The following is a 21,364-nucleotide window of genomic DNA, read 5'->3' as shown; positions in this document are numbered from 1 at the left end:
TAACAATTGGTGTAATTATGAAAGTAGGTATTACTGCAATAGTCCCTCCAGAAATTGTCTATTCAACAAATAATACTCCTATCGATTTAAACAACTTTGTTCCACAATCAAACATGATTCCAAAAAACAAATTATGCGCTTGGACTGCAACATGGAGGGATCTTGTTCTACAAAATAATATTGAAATTGATAAATTAATTGTTGTTGCTGGCGGGGACTGTCAAAATTCACTTGTAGATGCTGAGAAATTGGAAATAAAAAAGAATATCCCTACACATTATTTCTTTTATCAATTCGGCGATAAGGAACATTTTAAGAATGAATTAAAAAAACTTACTATGTTTTTATCTAATGGGGAAATTGACAAAACTAAAATGGGCGAAGTATATAATATCAAAAAACTTGTTAAAAAAGTTGATAAATTATGCTACAATGATAAAATAAAAGGAGTAGATGCATTCTATACATGTATATCAGCAAGTGATTTAGAGGGGGATGTGGGAAAATACAAAGATAAAGTCAAAAAATTGCTATATAGTGAGCTCGATATTGAATATAACAAAAGAATAGCAATTATAGGCATCCCGCCAATTTTCAATGATTTTTATGAATACTTGGAGGATATAGGAATTCACTGTGTTTATAATGAGCTCGCATATGAATTTATTAGAATGGGAGGTAAGTCAATAAACGAAATAGTAGATAGTTATTCTACATACTCATTTGCAAATCATATAAAACATAGGATCAAAATCATAAAAAAAGAATTGAAAAAAAGAAAGGTGGATGGAGTAATCCATTACACGCAAATGAGCTGTCATCATAAATTAGAGGATGAAATTTTAAGAGAGTTTATTGATTATCCAATGCTAACTATTGAAGGAGACATTCCACAAAAAACCCCTGAGCAGATAAAATTAAGAATTGAGGCATTTATTGAATTGATGGGATGAGACATTATGATAGGAATAGATGTTGGTTCAACGAATATAAAAATATACGATGGAAAAAAGTTTAAAAAATATCCAATATTCAAATTAAATGAATTATTAGAAAATTATAACAATAATGACTCCATATTTGCTACCGGATATTTCAGAAAAAAGTTTAAAAACAGTATAACTGAGATAACTGCTGCAATTTATGGAATTAGGGGAAAAGATGTAGATATAATAATTGATATTGGTGGCCAAGATATAAAGATAATAGATATAAAAACATTAGAATTTACAATGAATGATAAATGTGGTGCAGGAACAGGTTTGTTTTTGCAAACTATTGCCACTTATTTAAATATAGATATCGAGGATTTTGAAAAATATTATGTAGAAGAGCCGTTAATCTTAAACAATACCTGTGCCGTGTTTTCAATATCTGAAATAGTTAACTATCTCGTAAATGGATATAATATTGAAGACATAATTGCTTCAGTAAATTATACCATAGCAAGAAAAGTAAATGATATTATTCCATTTGAATATGAAACTGTGGCTTTAACAGGCGGGGTGGCAGAAAATCGGTCTTTCATAAGATATTTTAAAGAAATCACTGGCAAGGAAATTTATGTTCCAGAAAACCCTCAATTTATAAATGCAATAGGGGCGAGAAGATATGGTATCGAAGCAGAACGAAGAATTATTAACTAAACAGCAAGCAATGCTGTTTGAAATTTATGATTTATATAAAAAATTCAAAAATGAAAAAATTTCCAGTAAATCCGCAGATAAAGTTAAAGTTAATCTTACGGTTGATTATATTGTTGATGTTGATCATGTTGATAAAGTTCAAGAGATATTGTTGTCCTACTCAAATATTTGGGGATTTGTCCATAAATCTTCCATAAAACAATGGATTACTAGACCAAAAACCATACATATTGTTGGTATATTCAATCAGAACAGAAAACAGAAAAATTTAAATGATTATGATGATTTAATTGGAGTTATGGTTTATGGTGAGAAACCAGGCTACTTAAAAATCAACTATATTGCAGTTGATAAAAAACATAAAGATAATGCTTTGGGAAAATACTTCATATCTTTTTTAGAGAACAAATGTGTAGAGATGGGAAAACGCAAAATATATGCAGAAGTTCCAAAATCCAATGAAAATGGATTGAGATTTTTTGTGAAAAATGGTTTTGTAATAGAAGGTATTTTAAAAAATCATACTAGGGGAAATAAGGACTTGGTTTTAATGGCTAAATATATTGCATAAAATACGTTATTTAATATAATAATATTCAAAAAATGGAGAAAAATCTATTAAGGGAAACTATGGTGGAATTTTTTGCATCTATGACGATATCTCCCGGTCAAATTAAAAAAATGTGGGATTTGTTGAAAAAACATGAACCTAAAAAATGGGCGTTTGAAAATATAATATTTACGCCAATCATGGCATCGCAGGGGACTGCAAACATGATTAGAAGATTAAAAGAGGAAGAAAACTCAACAATAATGTTTGACAGTGGTGGTTTTTATGTTCAACAGGGCAAATTGACAATGGAAGACCTTTTATGCAAGTTGAAGCAATTCTACGAAGATAATAAATGGGGAGATTGGTATGTTCTTCCAGATTCTCCGCCGGTTTCCTCTGATAGTGTTGAAGTTGCATGGGGGAAGGTTCATGAAACCATCTACTGTGCGAAAAGTTTTAGCGAAGAGTTTAACGGCAAATATGAAAAAAAATTTATCCCCGTTGTCCAGGGAATCACCAAGGAGCAGATATACCATTGCGTCAATAGTTATTCTGAGCTAAATGTTAAAAGGATTGGATTTGGAAGTTTCGGAACAAGTGGGAAAAATAATGCTATAAACATATTAACAAAAAAGAGTTTAGAAAATTTAAGATATTTATCCATATTGGCAAAAGATTATGGGTTTGAATTGCATGCCTTTGGCATAGGGGGACCGAGTTCTATAAATAGGATTAGAGAATATATAGATAGCTTTGATAGTAGTAGTTGGGATAAGGCAGGGGGATTTGGAGATGTATTTTTGCCTAATAAAAGGGTAAATATAACGGGGAAGAGTCCGAGGATATGTAAAAACCACTATGTTGGATACCATTATGTATTCAATGAGTTAAAAAATAATCATGAGTGTTATTTTTGTAGTTCATTGAATGAATTGCGGAAAAACCGAATGTATCGGTCATTGCATAACATTATAGTAACACATGAAACGGTGAAAAAATGGCAGGAGGATACCATATTAGACATAACGCTAAGCCAGAAGTGATAAGGGAAATATTGGAAGTAATACACTACAATAACTCATCCAAAAGGGATGAAATAAAAAACTCTCTACCTCAATATATAAAAACGGTAATTGATGAGAGCATAATCATAAAAAATAAAATAATATCTAACAATGACATTGAAAAACTTTTAGAAATGGACGAAATAACATTTAACAATTATTTGCATTATAAGATGTATTCATCAGAAGAACCTATTGGATGGTCATACCGAAATGTAATAGATATACTTTACAACGAATACTGTGAAAAAAAAATAAATCTTCAAGATATTGAACAAAAAGTAAAAGAACGAGCTTTGGAAGAAGGTATTGAAAATATATCATTTAGTCAAAACAGTGTAAGGGGAGCATTAAACTTTATTTCAGCGTTAGAGCCAAATCCAGTAGATGATAGCAATGTGTTCAATTTAAGGAGCTACTGCCAACCGCATTTGATGTTATGGGGAATAGATTATATTTACAACAAACAGTGGGGGGGTGAATATGGGTCATTGATACTTCTTGATGACGAAAAGATTGAAGAATTGTGTAAATTTGCAATGATAGATAGAAATAATTTTGACAGCATATTAAAACAGTGCGATATGATTTACAACTTTTTAGAGGTTTCAACGAAGTTATTTGGTAAATCCAGTAGATTAAATCGTAAATGGACATTTGATGATATTTTGTAAGTAAGTATTTGGAGGGAGGGGTATGATAAATAAACAATTTATTCCAGAATTACATGATATTGGGAAGTTGGTTGATGATAAAGTTAAAGAAGATATTAAAAATCTCAATGGAAAACCATGGAAGGGACATTGCTTTGTTAATTTTGACTTTCAAGAACTACGAAACAAAGGTTATTATCTCACTAAATCATCATCACCATCATGGTTGGGGCAATATCATCATGAAGTGGATAATCGCATGGATATAAACGAATGGGATAAAGAAATTCCTGAAATTTGTAGATATTATGTTTTTTTATTAATTCTTGCAGATAATATAGCGTCGTCAGTATCGAGGGCAATTTCTGATAAGGACGGGTTTGAAGAATTAAAGGAAATAAGCCTTGAAGATGTTAATTTAAATAAAGGAGTTTATAAACCTTGGAATACGACATTCTACGACAATATGGAAAAAACAGGAAAATATTGGGCTGCATTTAATAATATTGATAATTTGAAAAAAGTATTTGAGGAAATTGACAATTGTAATTCTGGAAAAGATTTTTTAAATAAATATAAAGAAAATCTTCTTTTAACTCCTGAAGATAAGAGTATTTTAAGAAATATAACTTCTCTTTACGCCCACGTTGAATTAGTTGGTAAAATATATCGAGTTCTAATGAAAAACACAAGATTTAATATCGAATCTGATGGTTCAATTACTATCGAATATGATGAAGAAAAAGCTAAAACAATTAATGATGCTAAAAATAACTGGGAATGGAGATTAGTAAAATGTTGGATTAGATTTCCTCATTCATTTGTTAGATTACGTGATATAAACTTACTTAAAAAAAGAAATGAACTTATAAATTATCTCACAAATAAGTTTGAAGATGAAATATTGTTTGCTACATCAGATTTTGTTATATTATTTTTACCATTAAATCAAGATTTAAAAGAGATATTTAAACCATTTTTAGATTATGGATTTTATATTGAAGTGAATGAAATTGTATCAAAGTTAGAACTGTTTGAATCCACATTAGATGTAAAAATACTCGAAAAAAGAAAATCAGGCATTAATAATATCGATGCTAAGATTTATAAAAAATATCTTTTACCAGATATACCTGATGAAATAAATCCTCCAATCTGTGATATATGTCAGCAAAGAAAAGGAATAGAAAGAGAAAAAGAAAATATTAAAGAATGGATATGTAAAAAATGCCAGAAAATTAGAGAAATGGGAGAACCATTTAGAGAATATGCAGAAAAGTGGGAAAAAGAGAGTGTTAGAGTTTGTTGGTTTAAGTTTTCAATAGATCAAAGAAAATTAGAAGACTGGTTAATAAAAGCATTTGAAGAATACATAGAACAGATATATCCAAAAATTTTTGATAAAGTAGTTAGTAAATATGATTCAATCAAATCGGAAATAGGTAAACTTAAAGAAAAAGAAAATGAATTAGATGAAAAAAAGAAAGAACATGAAATATTAAAGAAGAAAGCCAGAAATGGTAGTAGTATAAATAATGAAGAAATAGAAAGGTTAAAAGAATTATCTCAAAAAATTAAAAAGATTAAAAAGGAAATTAAGAAACTAAAGAATAAATTAAAATCAAAGAAAGCTTATGACAAATTGAACTCCTTAGAGGAAAAGATAAAAATCATAAAAAATAAAAAACAGTATATAACATCGATTTTAAATGAATTTAGACCCTTAGCACCACAAATTGACTTTAATAAAGATTATGAAAAAATGTTAAAAGAGTTTTGGAAAAAATTTGAGGACCGAAATGACATCAAAAAACCAATCTCCGATTACGAGGAGTTAGGTGTTTTCAAATATTCTCCTGACTTAACCAAAGAAATTATCAAAACATATTTAGGGGTTTTTAATAAATATTTCCCAGATGTTAAAGGAAATAACGACTGCCCAATAAACTTATCTTTGAGCATTTCAAATATAAAATATCCAATTAGAGAACATTGGAGGTTCTTTGAAAAAGAAGAAAAAAGTTTCCTAAATGTAAGGAAACATAATGCATTCATCGAAAACTACTCAAAAAATGAAGTAGATAATATACTTAAAGTCATTAATGATATAAAATCAAAGTCATTTTTATATAAACTCACTGAACTAGAGAGTTCACTGAATTCTGAGATATACTTAAACATTGAAGTTTTCAACAACATGAAAAAATACCCTGAGGTGCATAAGTTATTTACAAAAAATATACATCCATTTAAGATTTTGAATTTATGTAGGATCCTACAAAGGGGAGGGTAAAATGACTAATGTAAAACTCCTTAAATTGCATCTTGAAATTGAGTCTGTTATCATTGGTGAAAGAATAAAAGGGGGTGTTTATAGGCCATGCCAAGAAACGATACCTTCATCCACAATTGAAGGGGCATTAAAACACTATTTTGGTGTTGAAGTTCCTGCGGTTGGATTTTTTGAAAAGGATAGTTATGAATTTGATGAATTCACCTGCTCAGTTAGAGATAGAGTTTTTGAAACTTCTAAAATACCCCTATTCACCGAATATATAAAGCCAGAAAATGGAGATAATAATATTAAAGCAGAAGTATATATTCCACTCAAAAGAGCAGAAGAAGAGGGATTACATAAGGAAATATTAGAAGGTTTTGAATTCCAGATGGGAGCTTTGAAAAGTAAGGGATTTGGAAGAACAAAAATTACAAAAGTTGAAGAAATTGAATCCAAACTAAAACAGGGATTTCTAAATGTCAAGTTATTTGAAGATGAAGCAGAGGATTTTGGGATTAAAATAATTTCCCCAATATATGGTTATTTGTTTAAATCTAAAGATTTAGTAAGTGGAATTTATAAAAGGGCATTATTCCCAAGAAGTTTAGTTAAGGCTCCAGATGTATTAATAAAAAATATGGAGGGGACTTATTATGACGAGTAAAATGGATGGGATTTTTAAAAAAGTTTTAAATGATATAGATATATTCGATAGTCCTTACGATAGTCATAAAAAAGATACCATTCCAAAACTCTTTGAGAGAGATGACTGGAAAAAACTTAAAGAATTATATGAAAAAGGAAAAAAAGATGAATTTGAAAATATGATTGATGATAGAATTAGTCAAATAAAACATAAAGATAAATATTCCAAAGGATGGAGGAAGTCAAAAATTAAAGAATTAACAGAAGAACGAGCAAACTGGTTAAAAAACTCATACAAAAACAAACAACATCTCTTAAAACAACTATTTGAAACTCTTGAATGGTATGGGCTTGTGGAATGCAAATTACCAAATATGAATGACTACGGAAAGGTTATTGAAAGATATGAAAAATCAATTGTTATAGAATACTTCACGAATAAGATAGAAAAATCCCCATTCCCAAAAAACCGTGCATTAACAAAAGTTCTTAATTATACTATGGAATTATATGATGCAGGTGTTCCAAGAGAAAAAATAGCCTTCATTGTTAGAAAACTTAATTCATTAGAAAAATACTGGGAGGTAATAAGATGAGTATGGAAATAAATATTGGAGAAAATAAAATCAATCTTAATGAAAAAACTTTGGGGAGAGTTAAAGTATTGGAGATTCCAATAACAATAACGGTTTGTGAAGATAGTTTTTTACATATAGGAGCATCTCCTTCACCACTAAATGAAAAGAAAACACCTGTGTTTAAAATAAATGGAAGACCTGCAATACCTGCAAGTAGTTTTAAAGGAGCTCTAAGACATGAATTAGAACTATTGTTTATTGAAAAAATTGATGAATTTGCTAAAATATTTAATATTGAGAATAAATTATTGAAACCTTGCATACCCACCCCAAATCCAACAAAAGCAGAACAAGAATTATTATGGGCATATAGGGGAAAAATGGATGGGAAAAAATATATTGGACATTGTGAAGTTAAAGTTGAAGAAGATAAAATATATGCTGGAAATTTAGGGATATGTCCAGTATGTTATTTTATGGGAGCTACGGGAATTATGGGATTTTTAAGAATTGGAAATTTCTGTATGGAAAATGAAGGTGGCGTGATAGACCAAACAAACATAAGAATTGATAGAAAAACAGGAACTGCTGCTAAGGGGGCAAAAGTTGAAGGGGAGCATGTTGGACCTGGTTCTATATTTAAAGGAAACATTGAAATTATAATATCAACTCCAATCCTTGAAATGCAGAGTATTCAATTTGGAGATGCAAGAAAAATTAACAATGTTGTAATTGACAAATGGCTCGAAAAATGGAGAGAAGGCGATAAAGATAAAAGAGCGAAATTTTTAATTGAAGAAGTATTAATTCCTGCAATACAAAATATAAAAATATTAGGTGGGCAAAAAAGCAAAGGTGCTGGTAGTGTAGTTGTAAGTGTTTACTGAATTATAACAACAATGAAAAATAATTGGGAAATTATGGTAAATTACCTTGAAATAATCAATTATATAAAGAATAATTACAATAAAGATTGGATGACTGACAGTCAAAAAGAGGCATACGATAGGGTAAATGAATATTTACTATATGATGATGTTGTAGGATTATATGGGGATGGAGGTGTTGGAAAAACATTTTTAGGATGGATTTTTGTAATGGATGGTTTTAAGTATTTTGAAAATGAAAAAAAATATAAAGAATATTCGAAAAATGTGCCTTATGCAGTTATAGATAATGGGAGGCTAACTAACATAAAAGATATTAGACGATTAACCACGACAAAAAGTGAAAAAGTGATATATATCACTAAAATAAAGTCAGTCCCATATTCTGTAAAATTAACACTCGATAATAGTGATATTGTCAAAGTGCTTGATAATTTGAAAAGTCTAAATATAAACATCAATAAAAATTATTCGAACAATAATTTGTGGAAAATTTTCAGAGGGGTTGTTTATGATTGGTAATTTGGAATATATTATCAACAAAAGTATTGTTGTAGATACATACTCGCCAGAAAACTTTATGGAAAAACCAGATGAAATTTATGCAAACTATGAGAAATATCTTTCTACATATATTCAAGTGGGGAGTTCTGATTTTGATAAAAGATTTGTGAGGGAAATAAAAAAGGGAAAAACTGTAAAAGGATATATCTCTGCACCGTATGGCTATGGAAAAACAAGTAAGGCTCTAAGTTTATGGAATTTCTGTAAGGAAAATAATATATTAGCAGTTCCTCCGTTTAAATTCGATGGGAAGCTTGATAGCATAATGGATGCAGTTTATGGCTGGACAAGATATGTTTTTAAACACAAATATCCTGAGTATTTAAACACTATTGAAGAAATCCACCTAAAATACAGAGCAGAAGGTAGAGAAAAAGTAATCAGGGATTTACAGCAAAAGAAACGATTAACAAGAAATGAAGCTGAGGATATAATCAATGAATTAAGTGATAATTTAGTAATTGGTATCACGCCGAAAATATTGATGCGGTTTTTGAAGGAAATAAATGGAATTATAAAAGAAAATTTTGAGGGTTTGGCGATATTCGTTGATGAAGTTCAGGGTATTACTAGCACAAACACAATTAACGAACTTAGAAACTTTGTTTTTGAATTGGGAACTTACAATGAAGGGATAGGGATATTATTTATAATTCCGGATTATCAGGAAGAAGAATTGGCTACACGGGCAGGGGATTTGATTGATAGGCTGAAAAAGGATGAATTCTATTTGAATTTAATAAATATATACACCAACACTTTTGCTGAAAATCTTTGGAAAATATATGGGGAAAAATTTGGATTTGAACCATATGATATAATAACAAAAGACTGCTTGAGGTCTATTGGTGAAGTATCTTCAAAGGAGCATTTGGGGAGAGGTCCAAGAACTGTGATAAACGCTTTCAAAAGGGCATGCACAATTTACAAAGACACTATGAACTCTTATGATGTTTTGGATTTTGTTAATGATGTATTGAATAATAAAGTGGAGTATGTCCAACCAAAATATGTTGAAGAGTTAAACCGAGCTCTGTCTTTGAATGAAATTAATTCCGAAGAAAAACGAAATGTTATTAAGTTTTTAGGGGCATTTCCAAATGGTATTAGTGAAGACAAAATTAAGGCATATGGATTATGGAATGCATTTGAGGAGCTCCAAAAGAAATTATATGGAACAATCATAAAATACACCATCGAGGGATACTCACTTGAAGGATTGGAACATGGAGATAGCAATGATTTCATAACTCAGCAGATTATAAAGTTTAGGACTCATTTTGCTGAAAATGAAATGTATGAGGGAGACATGACCGATGCATTTTTGAAATATCTAATGCCTGAGATTTTTCCAAGAAGGCGGGGAAATCAGATATTTGGATGGACTTACAAGGATGATACCCCAATACCAAATGGTCATTTCATTTTTTTGGAAGGGACATTCAATCCGAAATATCCAAACAGGTTTGTGGAAACCTATGTTGTTAGAAAAGAGTTAAATGAAAAAAGCAAATCATTCGTAGAAAGACTGGTCGGTAAAGCTGGTGATATCTCCTATGAATTTGTGCTTGATGTTGGTAACCATGGTGATATCTCCAACACGGATGATTTGAGAATCGATTACAATGCTGGACATGTGGTGTTTAAGTTTGACATGCTTAAAAAAGTTGCTGAGCATGAACTTCCGGGGGATTTAAAAATACTTCAAAATTATGTAAAACCACAGGATGTAAATCCAATGTTCATGCTATGTCTTTTGAAACATCTTGATAATTTAGAAGAAAATAGTGAGATCTATACAAAATTTGAAGGGGAAATTAAATCATTGAAAAGTTTGCTTGTCAGGTATTTGAAGAGATTTTTGTTCAGCGATGAATTGAAAAATAAACACAATTTGTCGAAAAATTATGAAAAAATGGTTGAAGAGATATTCACAAAGCTTTGTGTAATGAAATACCCTTGTTATCATACTTTAATACACTCAGTTAATTACCACAGGGATTTGGACAGATACCGAAGTTATTTAAAAAAACTACCAATTTCAAAGAGAAGGGGGGAACCTATCGAATCCACAAAAAGAGAACTTGTGGGTGAATTGACTGGAAGTAGAAATCCAAGTGTTTCAGGATTTTATGATGAATGCAAATCTGGAAAATGGAAAAATCTAATAAAAATCATATACTGGGGCAGGGACGACAGGGTGGAATTCAATCTCACTATGCATCCGCTTGAAAAGGATATATGGGATACCTTTAAAAATAAATTTGATACATTCGGTTCTGTAAAATGGGATGAAATTGAAGAATATGCGTTTGGAAAAGGTTATTTAATAGACGAAATTGAAGATGTCATTAAACTTCTCGAAAGTAGGGGATACATCAAATATGACGAAGACAATGACATTTTGATAAAACAAAGGCAAATATCAAATGTGGATGTGTTGAACAAGTTTGAAGAAGTTGTAAATATGGCAGGATATGTTGCTAAAATATGTAGAGAATATGGGGAGACTCCAAATTTGTCAATAAACTTTAACTTAAAAAATGAAATTAAAAATGAACACAATGAAGATAAATTACATGGATATATGGACAGAATAAATGATTGGGAACGAGGCATAAATGTAGAGTTCAGAAGAATAACCGAACGATTAAACAATGACAAAACAAACATGTTGGAACGGATAAATAAGACAATTGCAGAATTGAATAGAATCAAGACTAAGATAGATGAAGAGGGTAAAGCTTCGATAACCTGCAGTTCTCTCGCATCAATAATTGACCATATCAACAGAATACCAACAAATCTAAAAAGAGAATGTCAAAATTCCATAAGGGAAGCAAAAGAACTCAAAGAAAGTATAGAATATTCAGGTGGAGATTTTGCGGAATTAGCTAAAAGATTAAAGGGTGCTAAAACTAAACTGAATGATATAAAAAAGAATCAAGACAATATTATTAATAAATATAATAAATGGCAAACATGGAAAGAACTAATCGGTTATATGGAAGACATATTTAGAAATATTGACGAATACAAGGAGCATTTGGATATTGAAGAAGAAAATTCAAAGTTTGAAAACCTCATATATGAAATACAGCATGGTTTTGCACAATATAAAGAGAAATATTTATTCAACGATGAGCTCATAAAATCAAAAATTAACCAGATATCCACCAGTATAAAAAATAAGGAAAGATTGCTGAAGGAGGGATTTATCACTAAAAAAGGTGATGTTGAAGCGATATTGAACAGCATCATAAGAGATAGTGAACTTTTAAATTGTAAGCCCATAAGATACAATATTGCATTCAGCATTGAGGACAGAGACACTTCTTACCAGAACCTCAACGATTCCATAAAAGAGGATATGAAAAACTTTATTTCATCCTATGAAGACTATATTGTTGATATAAAGACAAAAATTGATATGAAAATTGAAAATGAATCCGAAAAGGATGAATTGTATAACAAATTACATAAAATTGAAGAGAAACTAGATGGATTAAAATCCACATTATTTGAGTTGGATATAATTGAGGGGTTAGATGATATTAAGGGCATGAAAGAAAATTTAATAGAATTGGGGCGAGAAATTAAAGAAATTGATAAAGATGTAAAACGGAGAAGCTCAGTGTTTGAACCTACTGAAGAGGAAAAAGAATCCTTGAAATATTGAACAAGGAAAAGGAAATGCCACTCGGGGAGCTGATAAAGAAAAGTGGCATGGATACAGAGGGGGTCATAAAATGTCTGAACAAATTAGACAACTATATCGAAATAATTGTAAGGAAAAAATAAAAAGGTTTCCAGTTTATTTGGGATTAAACCACAAACTTTCCTTATTATTTTTTGATTTGGACGAGATTTCATACGATGACTTTTGGAATATGATGGATAATCCACATATCCAAATTCCACAAAAAAACTATGTGATCACCGACCAGTGTGATGATAGATTACCAATGTATGAGTTAAATCACAATCCATTTACATTTGAACTAAATACTATCATTGAAGAAAAATACCATTTAATCGAAAAATACGCGAAAACACAGAAAGATGTCAAAACAGATATTTTGGAATATGTGAATTCAAAAACCCCAAAAACTGTGGTTTTGTATCTCATTGATGGGTTATCTTATATTGATGTTGTGAATTTAAATATAGGCAATATGTTTAAAAAAATCACACCAGTTTTTGTAAATGGTAAAACAAATACGATAAATGGTTTTAAGAATATAATTTTTGGATATGATAATATTCCAATAGCCAAAAGTCTATATTATTTGGGATATGATATCTATGGACTAACATATTGGAACAGGGCTAAAAACAAAACAACTGATGAGTTGTTTAGATACATGCCTGAAAATAACATTTTTATTCATGAGATGGATTTAAAAAATATGATCGAAAATAACCCTTGTAGAAAAAAATATATACAAATATATAGGATGGGGTTAGATGAAGATGCCCATAAAATAAGAACTACAAGTAAAGAACTTATAAATCATAAAATAAATGAAATTTTTGAAAATATAAAAAAATTAGTGGAATTTTTAGGCAAAATTAATGAATCGTTTGTAGTTTATGTAATTTCAGACCATGGAATAAAATGGGACTTTGAAAAGAACTATGGTAGGGGAGCTCATGGAGGAATATCCTTCGAAGAGTGTTTTGTTCCACTAATAATAATTGAGGGATAGCATGCTTTTTATCGGAAGGGAAAAAGTTAGAGAAAAGTTAGAAGATGACCAATATATTGATGCATCAAAATCTCATGCCATATTTATCTGTGGAAAAAGGGGTAGTGGTAAAAGTTATACCATGGGGGTGTTAGTTGAGGAGCTCCAAGAGAAATACCCTGATTTTTTGAAAATTATTATTGACCCAATGGGAATATTTTGGACTATGGCTGAACCAAATATTGAGCAAGAGGAAGAGCTCTGGGATTGGAATCTATATGCAAGGGAATATCCTGTTAAACTGATAGTTCCCGGAGAAGTGGAAAAACGGTTTGATAGTGAAGTGGTAAAAGAATTGGAAAATAAAGGAATTGAGTTTAAACAGCTTCTTTTAAATCCTTCAGACATATCACCAGAAGGATGGTGTGATTTGTTTAACATAAACATAAATGAAATGATGGGAATTGCATTATATAGGGCTGTGGATTCTATATCAAAAAAGTTTTTCACAATAGATGACATCATTTACGAAATAGAAAGGGACACAAAATCGAAAGAAACTACAAAGGAAGCGTTAATCAATAGATTAAATATGGCAAAGAAATGGGGGATATTTGCAGATGAAGAAATCCAAATAGAAAGTGTGTTTAGCACAAATGCCGTAAATGTCGTTGATTTAAGCACAATAGAAAGCGGAAGACATGGATTAAGAGATTTAGTGGTTTCAATAATCTCAAAATATCTATTCAATCAAAGATTGAAATCAAGAAAAAGGGAAATGTTAAATTTAGAGTCAAAAATGTCAAAAGTTTGGATGTTCATTGATGAAGCACATAATTTCATTCCATCTGGAAAATCAACATTATCTAAGGAAATACTGATAAGGTGGGCAAAGGAAGGGCGACAGCCTGGGCTAAATTTGATAATAGCTACCCAACAGCCATCAGCGGTTGATAACGAAGTTTTGAGCCAATGCGATATAATTTTTGCACATAAGGTTACCAATAGGGAAGATGTAAATGCACTAAATAAGTTAAATCAAGAATATATGGGGAAGGAATTGAAAATATATATTAAAGATTTAAATAAAGGAGAATGTGTATTTGTTGATGATGAAAAAGAATGTATAAAAACTGTTAAAATAAGACCAAGAAAGAGCAAACATGGCGGCGGGGAGAAATAATAAATATATTGGTAAATATGCCAAGTAATGACATATAATTACATTTTTAGTGGGGGGTAATATAATGAATGATATATTATCTAAGAATAATGGAGCAAAATTTTACACATGCGATCTTCACATACACACACCAGCCTCAAAATGCTACAAGGAGAAAAATGTAACTGCAGAAGACATAGTAGAAACTGCAATTAATAAAAAAATAGAGATTATAGCAATAACTGACCACAATAGTGAAGGATGGTTCGAGAAAGTTTCAGAAGCGGCAAAGGGTAAAAACCTACTGGTTCTTCCAGGCGTTGAAATAACAACACCACATGGGGGTGAGAGGCAAGTTCACATTTTGGCAATTTTTGACCCATTAGACTATAAAAAAGTGGATGAGCTATTAATAAAAATTGACATTTCACATGATAAAAGGGGAAAATCCGATACGGTGACCAATAAAACAATACCTGTGATAATGAAGATAGTGGATGAATTAGGCGGCATATCTATCCTATCACATGTGGATTCCAATTGTGGGTTGGACACAGAAATACAAAGACTGATTCCAGCTAAAAAAGAGATTTTAGAGTCCCCTTATTTGAGGGGAATTGAAATAACAAGAATGGAAACCAAGGAAGAATATAATAATAGGGGGTACGCCTGCATTCAAAATTCTGATGCTCATTCATTGGAGGATATAGGCAGGAGATACTCCTTGATAAAAATGGATAAACCAAGTTTTGAAGGATTACGACTAGCATTGGGGGATTATGATTCGAGGATTAGATTGAATGATGAATTACCCAATCATCCCCACATTATTGGTATTAAATTTGAAGGTGGATTTTTAAATAGCCAGACCATAAAATTTAATATAGGATTAAATTGTATAATTGGGGGGAAGGGTACGGGAAAATCCACAATTATTGAATTAATAAGATATGCTATGGGAATGTCATCAGATATTCTAGATATAAGGAAAAAAGAAGAAAATAAAATTAGGGGAGTTCTCGGCGACAATGGCAAAATTACAATGTTAGTGAATGCAAACAATGGGGAGAACTATGTAATAGAAAGAGTATATGGTAAAAACCCAAAAATCCTTAGAGAATGTGGCGAGGAAACCAGCATTGATATAGACCAGTTTCGGAGAGAATTTTTTAAAATAGAATTTTATGGCCAGGGTGAATTGTTAGAAATTGCGAATAGTGGTATAAGTCAGCTAAATATGATTGACCAGTATATTGATTTTGAAAATTTGAAAGAATGTAATGATGAACTATTGAAAAAACTAGCAATGAATAAAAATAAGATTTTGACGGAAGATGGAGCGATATATGAATTAAAGTCTAAAATAAAAGATTTACCAATCATTGAAGAAAAATTGCGAACATTGAATAGCAAAGGGATAGGGGATGAGCTTAAAGATCATATGTATTGGGAAGATGAAAAAAGGATTTTAAATGAAATAAAAAAACAAATGGATGACAGTATAAAATATAATGAAGAAATTTTAATGGAATTTAGGAGTAATAGATTAATAGCTCCAGCCATAGAGGACATGGGAGATTTGCCCAATAGAGATAAAATATCAGAATGTATATCATTGCTAAAAAATTCAAAAGAAGAGGTAGAATGTCAGATAATGGAGCAAATCAAGTTATTGAATAAATGTAATAAAAAGATTAATAAAATATATGCGGATTGGACTGATAAGTATAACTGTGAAAAAGAAAGAATGAGGGAACTGTTGTTGGTAATGGAGAATGATGGTATTTCAGTTAAGGATTATAACGATTACTTAGAATTGAAAAAGAAACGGAAAGAATTGGAAAAACTTAATGAAATAATTATAACTAAGGAAAATAATTTAAATAAGTTAAAAAACGAACGGAAAGAATTATTGGAAGAGCTTGAACAGAATAGAAAGGAGATATATAATAAACGAAAAAAATTGATAAATCGTATTAATGAGTCATTAGAGAACATTGTAAAAATTAAAATTGAAAAAGAAGGAGATAATTCCAAGTATAAGGAGTTTTTAGTTAATGAAGTTCTAAGAAGTTCTGATTATAGGATATTAAAAGAAGATAGAGCCAAAATTGCAGATAAAGTTCATCCTAGGGATTTTTCTAAGATTTTGGAACAGGAAGATCATGAATCTCTCGCAAATAGGGCATGTATCTCTGAAGATGCGGCAAAAAAAGCCATAATATTGGCTAAAAATAAACTATATGAAATACAGACAGCTCAGAGAGATGATAAAATAACTATAATGCTGAAGGATGGGAGAGGCTGGAAGGAAGTAGAATCAGTGTCTGATGGACAAAAATGCACAGCAATATTGTCTATTGCAATGAATGAACGAAATATACCTTTGATAATAGACCAGCCAGAAGATTCATTAGATAATTCATTTATATACGACGCAGTAGTAAAGATGATTCGTAAAATAAAAAATAAGAGACAGCTCATTATTGTAACACATAATGCCAATATTCCAGTATTGGGTGATTCTGAGCTCATGCTGGTCATGACCTCGAATGGAAGAAATGGGTTTGTTACTAAACGAGGTGCAATAGATGGTAGTGAAATTAAATCATCTGTTCAAAAGATTCTTGAAGGTGGAAAAGAAGCATTCGAGAAAAGAAAAGAAAAATATGGAATTTAATATTATCTAAATATTGGCTGTAATGAGCAGTATAGAGGCAAACTTAAAGGTCTGTATGGGAATCCTTTTGATTCTTCTTTTATTTTTCCGATTAACTCTTCAACAGTCATCTTTTCTTTAACTGGCTTTTTTAATGTTGATTTTTCTCTTACTGTAATGGTTAATGTGTCATTTTCAACTTCCTCATCACCAATTACCACCACATAAGGCACCCAGTCTTTTCCAGCGTTTCTTATTTTTTTACCTACGCTTTCTTCCCTATCGTCGTAATCTGCCCTTATATTGTTTTCTCTGAGTTTTTTAGCAACATTTAATGCATAATCCTTGTGAGCATCTGAAACTGGTATTACTCTCACCTGTATTGGGGATAACCAAACTGGCAACATCGGAGGAGCTCCTGCGTCAGCATCCATAGATGCCTTTTCCAACAGCCCGCATAATACCCTTTCTATACTTCCTGTAGGTGAGCAGTGGAGTATAATTGGATAAACTTTTTCATTTCCTTCATGAACAACGATATTGAACCTTTTTGCACTTTCCACATCTATTTGAACTGTTGGATTCTCGATAGGTCTTCCAAAGCTATCTATTACTGCCATATCTACCTTTCCAACCCAATAGTGTTTTCTCTTTGGAAGCAATTCAAGAATTACATCCTTCCCATATTTTTCTTTATAGTCCTTTGCTATTTTAAAGAACCATTCCTTATTCTCGTCGAAAAAGTCCTGTGTGTATCTAAATATTACTGAATAAGGCGTATTAAGGTCATCTCCTGTTTTTAAGCACATCCAGAATTGGTTTTCAAATTCTTCCATGGCCTGCTTTATATCCAAACATACAGTATGCATATCAGGCATTGTAAAAGCCCTTAATCTCTTCAATCCTACGAGCTCACCTCTTTGTTCATATCTGAAACTGTATGTTGAGAGCTCATACAACTTTAAAGGCAAATGTTTTGGAAGGATATACATGTCCTTTTTCATCATAAACTGCCCAAAGCATGCCGCAAACCTGAGCATTAAATCCTTGCTTCCTTGTTTGAATCTATACTGCCTTTCTCCAAATTTATCTGCATGTTCCCTTATTGCCTTGTTTCCTAAATCATACATTACAGGCGTTTCAACAGGCATACCGTTGTTTTCAACCACCATATTATAAACATAATCTTGTAAAAGGTCTCTTATGAGTTTTCCCTTTGGATACCATCTAAAATGTCCCGCATCTGATGATGGTTCATAGTCGCAGATTTCTTTTTCTGTGATAAACTTCACATGTGGTGGTTCTGTTTCTTTGCTTTTCTTTTCATGCTTTATTCCCATCTCATGCATTGCCAATGCTTTTAATCCTTCATCTTCCAATTTTTTTACATTTTTCTCATTTAATTCTATTAATTCTCTTGTCTCTCCATTTAATAGGTAGAACTTGGATTTTTCGGTTTCCTTTTTTTCTCCCTTTTCTTCTTCTTTTTCTTCTTTCATATCTGCGGTTATTTTCCTTGATAACTCACTTAATGGATGCCCTTTACAGCTTATTTTAAATGCCTTATACCATCCAAAAGGAGCTCTTAACACATTGTAATCTTTTTCTTTTAAATCTTCTTCTATTCCTTTTAAAACATCCTTTGCAACTTTTGGAGATGATAAGTCGCTTGATAAATGTGCATAAGGATAAACTACAATATTATTTACCTTTAAATTTTCCGCAGTTTTTATAATCTCATTTACAGTGTTATTTATCACATTTTCAGGATTTTCCTCATCCTCTTTTTCAACTGCTATGAATGCAGTTAAACATTCGTCCATTTTTCCCTTTAATACATCGGTGTCTTCTGCAATTTTTGTTTTCTGTTTTGCCTCAAATTCCAAATAGTCAGAATGGATTAATAATATTTTCACTATATCCCTCGCTTAATTAAGTTTTTATGTTTTTCATCCAATAATATTAAAATATTTATAATTACATAATCCTTTATAAAATTATTTAAAAAAGTATGTTGAAAATTATAATGAAAATATAATAATATAATAAATCAGTTGATGGCATGAGATATTTAACTTTAAAGGATGCGGTGTTTTTAACCATTACATCCATTGTGGGAGGGGGAATTTTCGTTCTTTCACCATTAACATATACAATAGCTGGAAAATGTGCAATATACGGATGGATTATCGACATAATTATAAGTCTGATAATGGCGATGCCCTTTGCCTATGCCTCAACCCAAATAACAAAGAGCGGAGGCCCTTATAAATACATTCAAAAAGTATTTGGCAATGAAATCGGAAAAATCTTTGGATATTTGCTATGGTTTGCCGGGGTATTGTCCATATCTGCGGTAGTTTCATTTTTCAATGTAATTTTTAACATTTATTTTGATTTTAAATATATTGGCATGATATTGGTTATAATCATAACTACACTTGTATTATCAGGCATTAGAGTCATTGGAAATCTTCTAAGGCTTTTCGCTATTATTACTATATTGATTCTTATTTTTATGGTATATTCCAATGGCTTGGACTTATCCATATTTTCCAAAACAAAATTTGATATTTCAAAGGTTTTAATGGCTAGTTATTTTGGATTATGGACTATGACTGGATGGGAAGGCATAGCCATACCCTCAGAATCCTTTAAAAATCCAGAAAAAGACATCTGCTATGGGCTTATCCTTGGAACTCTTATTGTGGGAATTTTATATCTATTGTATGCGTGGAGCATCTCTTCAACTGCAATATATGGTGATTTAGAAACGGTTATGAAGTTATTGATAAAAAATAACATGTTTGTATGGTTTGGAATGCTAATGATTGTCTCAGGGTGCATATTTAGCTGGACATTTACCCTTAGTTGGATGCCAAAATCCTTATTTCCAAAAATATTAGAATTAAAACCAGTAGAATCATTGGAAAATTTAAAAAAAGATATATCAATAGTGGGAGTTTTATTAAATGCATTTATCATTGCATTTTTTTCCATGAGCTCATCAAAAACACTTGTAGATATAAGTTTGTTTATAGCATTGGCATCATATTTTGGTGTGTATCTTGCAGTTTTTAAAGGTGCTGATTATATTATTCATAAATGCGTGGCTCTCATATCTTGTTTGATAGTTTTGTTTATATTAATATTCAGAATTTACTTCTATTTTAATAATATATAACCTTTAATCGATTTCATCCAGTCTCTGAGTTCTCTTAACTGTGAATGCAAAGAATGCAGGAAGCACTGCACCGCCTAATATTGCCTCAGTAAGTGCAACATCAGGAGCAAGAAGTGAGCTGAATATATATGCCAAACCCAATCCACCCAATCCAGTTAATACCACACATTTAATTAAATCCTTTTGAATCAGAGTTCCGATATATGACATAACAATTAACGCCAATACGGCAAAATCGATAAAATTCAAATACATAGCACCACCAATTTATTTATTGCTTTTATTTTACTTTTGCGTTTTATTTACTTTTTATTTTTACTTTTCTTCTTCGTTTTTATCTATTTTTTAACTATTTCCACTTTCCTTCAATTCATCGTAATAATCGGCATTAGCAATAGCATGTGCGGCAAAAGGACAGAGAACCAAATATATTAACGCCAATAATGGTTGATTTAAAACCAGCAGTATAACTATACAGGCAATATCTATTACTCCCGCAATATGAAGACGAGCATAAACCATGTTTTTACTGTCCTTTTGAATCCACAATCTAATTGATGCCAACAATATTCCTATTGAAACCACTATCAACACAATATCCTTGATTATCGAAACATCATACATAATTCCACCTAATGATAATGAAAATAATATTGTAATGATTAATCATTATAGTTTTTACATATAAATATTTAATGGAAAAAATTAAATAATAAAATTGTTAATGATACATTAAAATAAACTAATAATTCTATTGGGCAGACTTAAAGACTATGAGGCATGGATAATAAATTAAATAACTG

The 21,364-nt window shown here is 30.9% G+C and carries 18 protein-coding genes; 15 read left to right on the top strand and 3 right to left on the bottom strand.

All coding sequences use genetic code 11. The features are described from left to right. The first annotated feature begins 17 nt into the window (after nt 1-17). From Mjas_RS04320 to Mjas_RS04255, 14 genes are all read left to right on the top strand, one after another. Complete coding sequence (locus Mjas_RS04320) at nt 18-953, top strand: 2-hydroxyacyl-CoA dehydratase family protein (protein ID WP_421078529.1); 936 nt, start codon at nt 18-20, stop codon at nt 951-953. Nucleotides 954-959: 6 nt separating this feature from the next. Then, nucleotides 960-1,646: an acyl-CoA dehydratase activase gene (locus Mjas_RS04315; protein WP_421078528.1), complete on the top strand. Its 687-nt coding sequence runs from the start codon at nt 960-962 to the stop codon at nt 1,644-1,646. Then, nucleotides 1,612-2,217 carry a GNAT family N-acetyltransferase gene (locus Mjas_RS04310; protein ID WP_421078527.1) on the top strand — a complete coding sequence of 202 codons (606 nt, stop codon included), beginning with the start codon at nt 1,612-1,614 and terminating at the stop codon, nt 2,215-2,217. The genes Mjas_RS04315 and Mjas_RS04310 overlap by 35 nt, the downstream gene beginning before the upstream one ends. Nucleotides 2,218-2,276: 59 nt before the next feature. Continuing rightward, entirely contained in the window at nt 2,277-3,242 is a 966-nt protein-coding gene (locus Mjas_RS04305) for a hypothetical protein (RefSeq protein ID WP_421078526.1), read from the top strand. Next, on the top strand, nt 3,197-3,937 hold the full coding sequence (locus tag Mjas_RS04300; RefSeq protein ID WP_421078525.1) for a hypothetical protein: 741 nt from the start codon (nt 3,197-3,199) through the stop codon (nt 3,935-3,937). The genes Mjas_RS04305 and Mjas_RS04300 overlap by 46 nt, the downstream gene beginning before the upstream one ends. A 22-nt stretch (nt 3,938-3,959) precedes the next feature. Further along, nucleotides 3,960-6,209 carry a hypothetical protein gene (locus Mjas_RS04295; protein ID WP_421078524.1) on the top strand — a complete coding sequence of 750 codons (2,250 nt, stop codon included), beginning with the start codon at nt 3,960-3,962 and terminating at the stop codon, nt 6,207-6,209. 1 nt (nt 6,210) lies between these two features. Beyond that, on the top strand, nt 6,211-6,858 hold the full coding sequence (locus Mjas_RS04290) for a hypothetical protein (RefSeq protein ID WP_421078523.1): 648 nt from the start codon (nt 6,211-6,213) through the stop codon (nt 6,856-6,858). Next, nucleotides 6,848-7,435: a hypothetical protein gene (locus tag Mjas_RS04285; protein ID WP_421078522.1), complete on the top strand. Its 588-nt coding sequence runs from the start codon at nt 6,848-6,850 to the stop codon at nt 7,433-7,435. Before Mjas_RS04290 ends, Mjas_RS04285 begins: the two co-directional genes overlap by 11 nt. Continuing rightward, nucleotides 7,432-8,304, top strand: a complete 873-nt coding sequence (locus Mjas_RS04280; protein ID WP_421078521.1) for an RAMP superfamily CRISPR-associated protein — start codon at nt 7,432-7,434, stop codon at nt 8,302-8,304. The genes Mjas_RS04285 and Mjas_RS04280 overlap by 4 nt, the downstream gene beginning before the upstream one ends. Nucleotides 8,305-8,337: 33 nt before the next feature. Further along, on the top strand, nt 8,338-8,826 hold the full coding sequence (locus tag Mjas_RS04275; protein ID WP_421078520.1) for a hypothetical protein: 489 nt from the start codon (nt 8,338-8,340) through the stop codon (nt 8,824-8,826). Continuing rightward, nucleotides 8,816-12,547 carry a hypothetical protein gene (locus Mjas_RS04270; protein ID WP_421078519.1) on the top strand — a complete coding sequence of 1,244 codons (3,732 nt, stop codon included), beginning with the start codon at nt 8,816-8,818 and terminating at the stop codon, nt 12,545-12,547. The genes Mjas_RS04275 and Mjas_RS04270 overlap by 11 nt, the downstream gene beginning before the upstream one ends. A 70-nt stretch (nt 12,548-12,617) precedes the next feature. Continuing rightward, nucleotides 12,618-13,577, top strand: a complete 960-nt coding sequence (locus Mjas_RS04265; protein WP_421078518.1) for a hypothetical protein — start codon at nt 12,618-12,620, stop codon at nt 13,575-13,577. 1 nt (nt 13,578) lies between these two features. Beyond that, on the top strand, nt 13,579-14,739 hold the full coding sequence (locus tag Mjas_RS04260; RefSeq protein ID WP_421078517.1) for an ATP-binding protein: 1,161 nt from the start codon (nt 13,579-13,581) through the stop codon (nt 14,737-14,739). Nucleotides 14,740-14,803: 64 nt separating this feature from the next. Beyond that, on the top strand, nt 14,804-17,398 hold the full coding sequence (locus Mjas_RS04255) for a TrlF family AAA-like ATPase (RefSeq protein ID WP_421078516.1): 2,595 nt from the start codon (nt 14,804-14,806) through the stop codon (nt 17,396-17,398). 2 nt (nt 17,399-17,400) lie between these two features. On the opposite strand, the gene Mjas_RS04250 is transcribed toward Mjas_RS04255, so the two are convergent. Continuing rightward, a complete protein-coding gene (locus tag Mjas_RS04250; protein WP_421078515.1) occupies nt 17,401-19,293 on the bottom strand; it encodes a threonine--tRNA ligase in 1,893 nt (630 codons plus the stop codon). Between the two features lie 146 nt (nt 19,294-19,439). Between Mjas_RS04250 and Mjas_RS04245 the strand changes: the two genes are divergently transcribed. Further along, a complete protein-coding gene (locus tag Mjas_RS04245) occupies nt 19,440-20,561 on the top strand; it encodes an APC family permease (protein ID WP_421078514.1) in 1,122 nt (373 codons plus the stop codon). A gap of 3 nt (nt 20,562-20,564) precedes the next feature. Here the strand turns inward: Mjas_RS04245 and Mjas_RS04240 are convergent, their stop codons facing one another. Both Mjas_RS04240 and Mjas_RS04235 read right to left on the bottom strand, forming a co-directional pair. Continuing rightward, on the bottom strand, nt 20,565-20,816 hold the full coding sequence (locus Mjas_RS04240) for a DUF4040 domain-containing protein (protein ID WP_421078513.1): 252 nt from the start codon (nt 20,814-20,816) through the stop codon (nt 20,565-20,567). Between the two features lie 90 nt (nt 20,817-20,906). Continuing rightward, complete coding sequence (locus Mjas_RS04235) at nt 20,907-21,185, bottom strand: cation:proton antiporter (protein WP_394355314.1); 279 nt, start codon at nt 21,183-21,185, stop codon at nt 20,907-20,909. Nucleotides 21,186-21,364: the final 179 nt, after the last annotated feature.

This window comes from Methanothermococcus jasoni, assembly GCF_049075655.1.
Lineage (GTDB): Archaea > AGJL01 > Methanococci > Methanococcales > Methanococcaceae > Methanofervidicoccus.
This window is presented reverse-complemented; position numbering and strand designations above follow the sequence as displayed.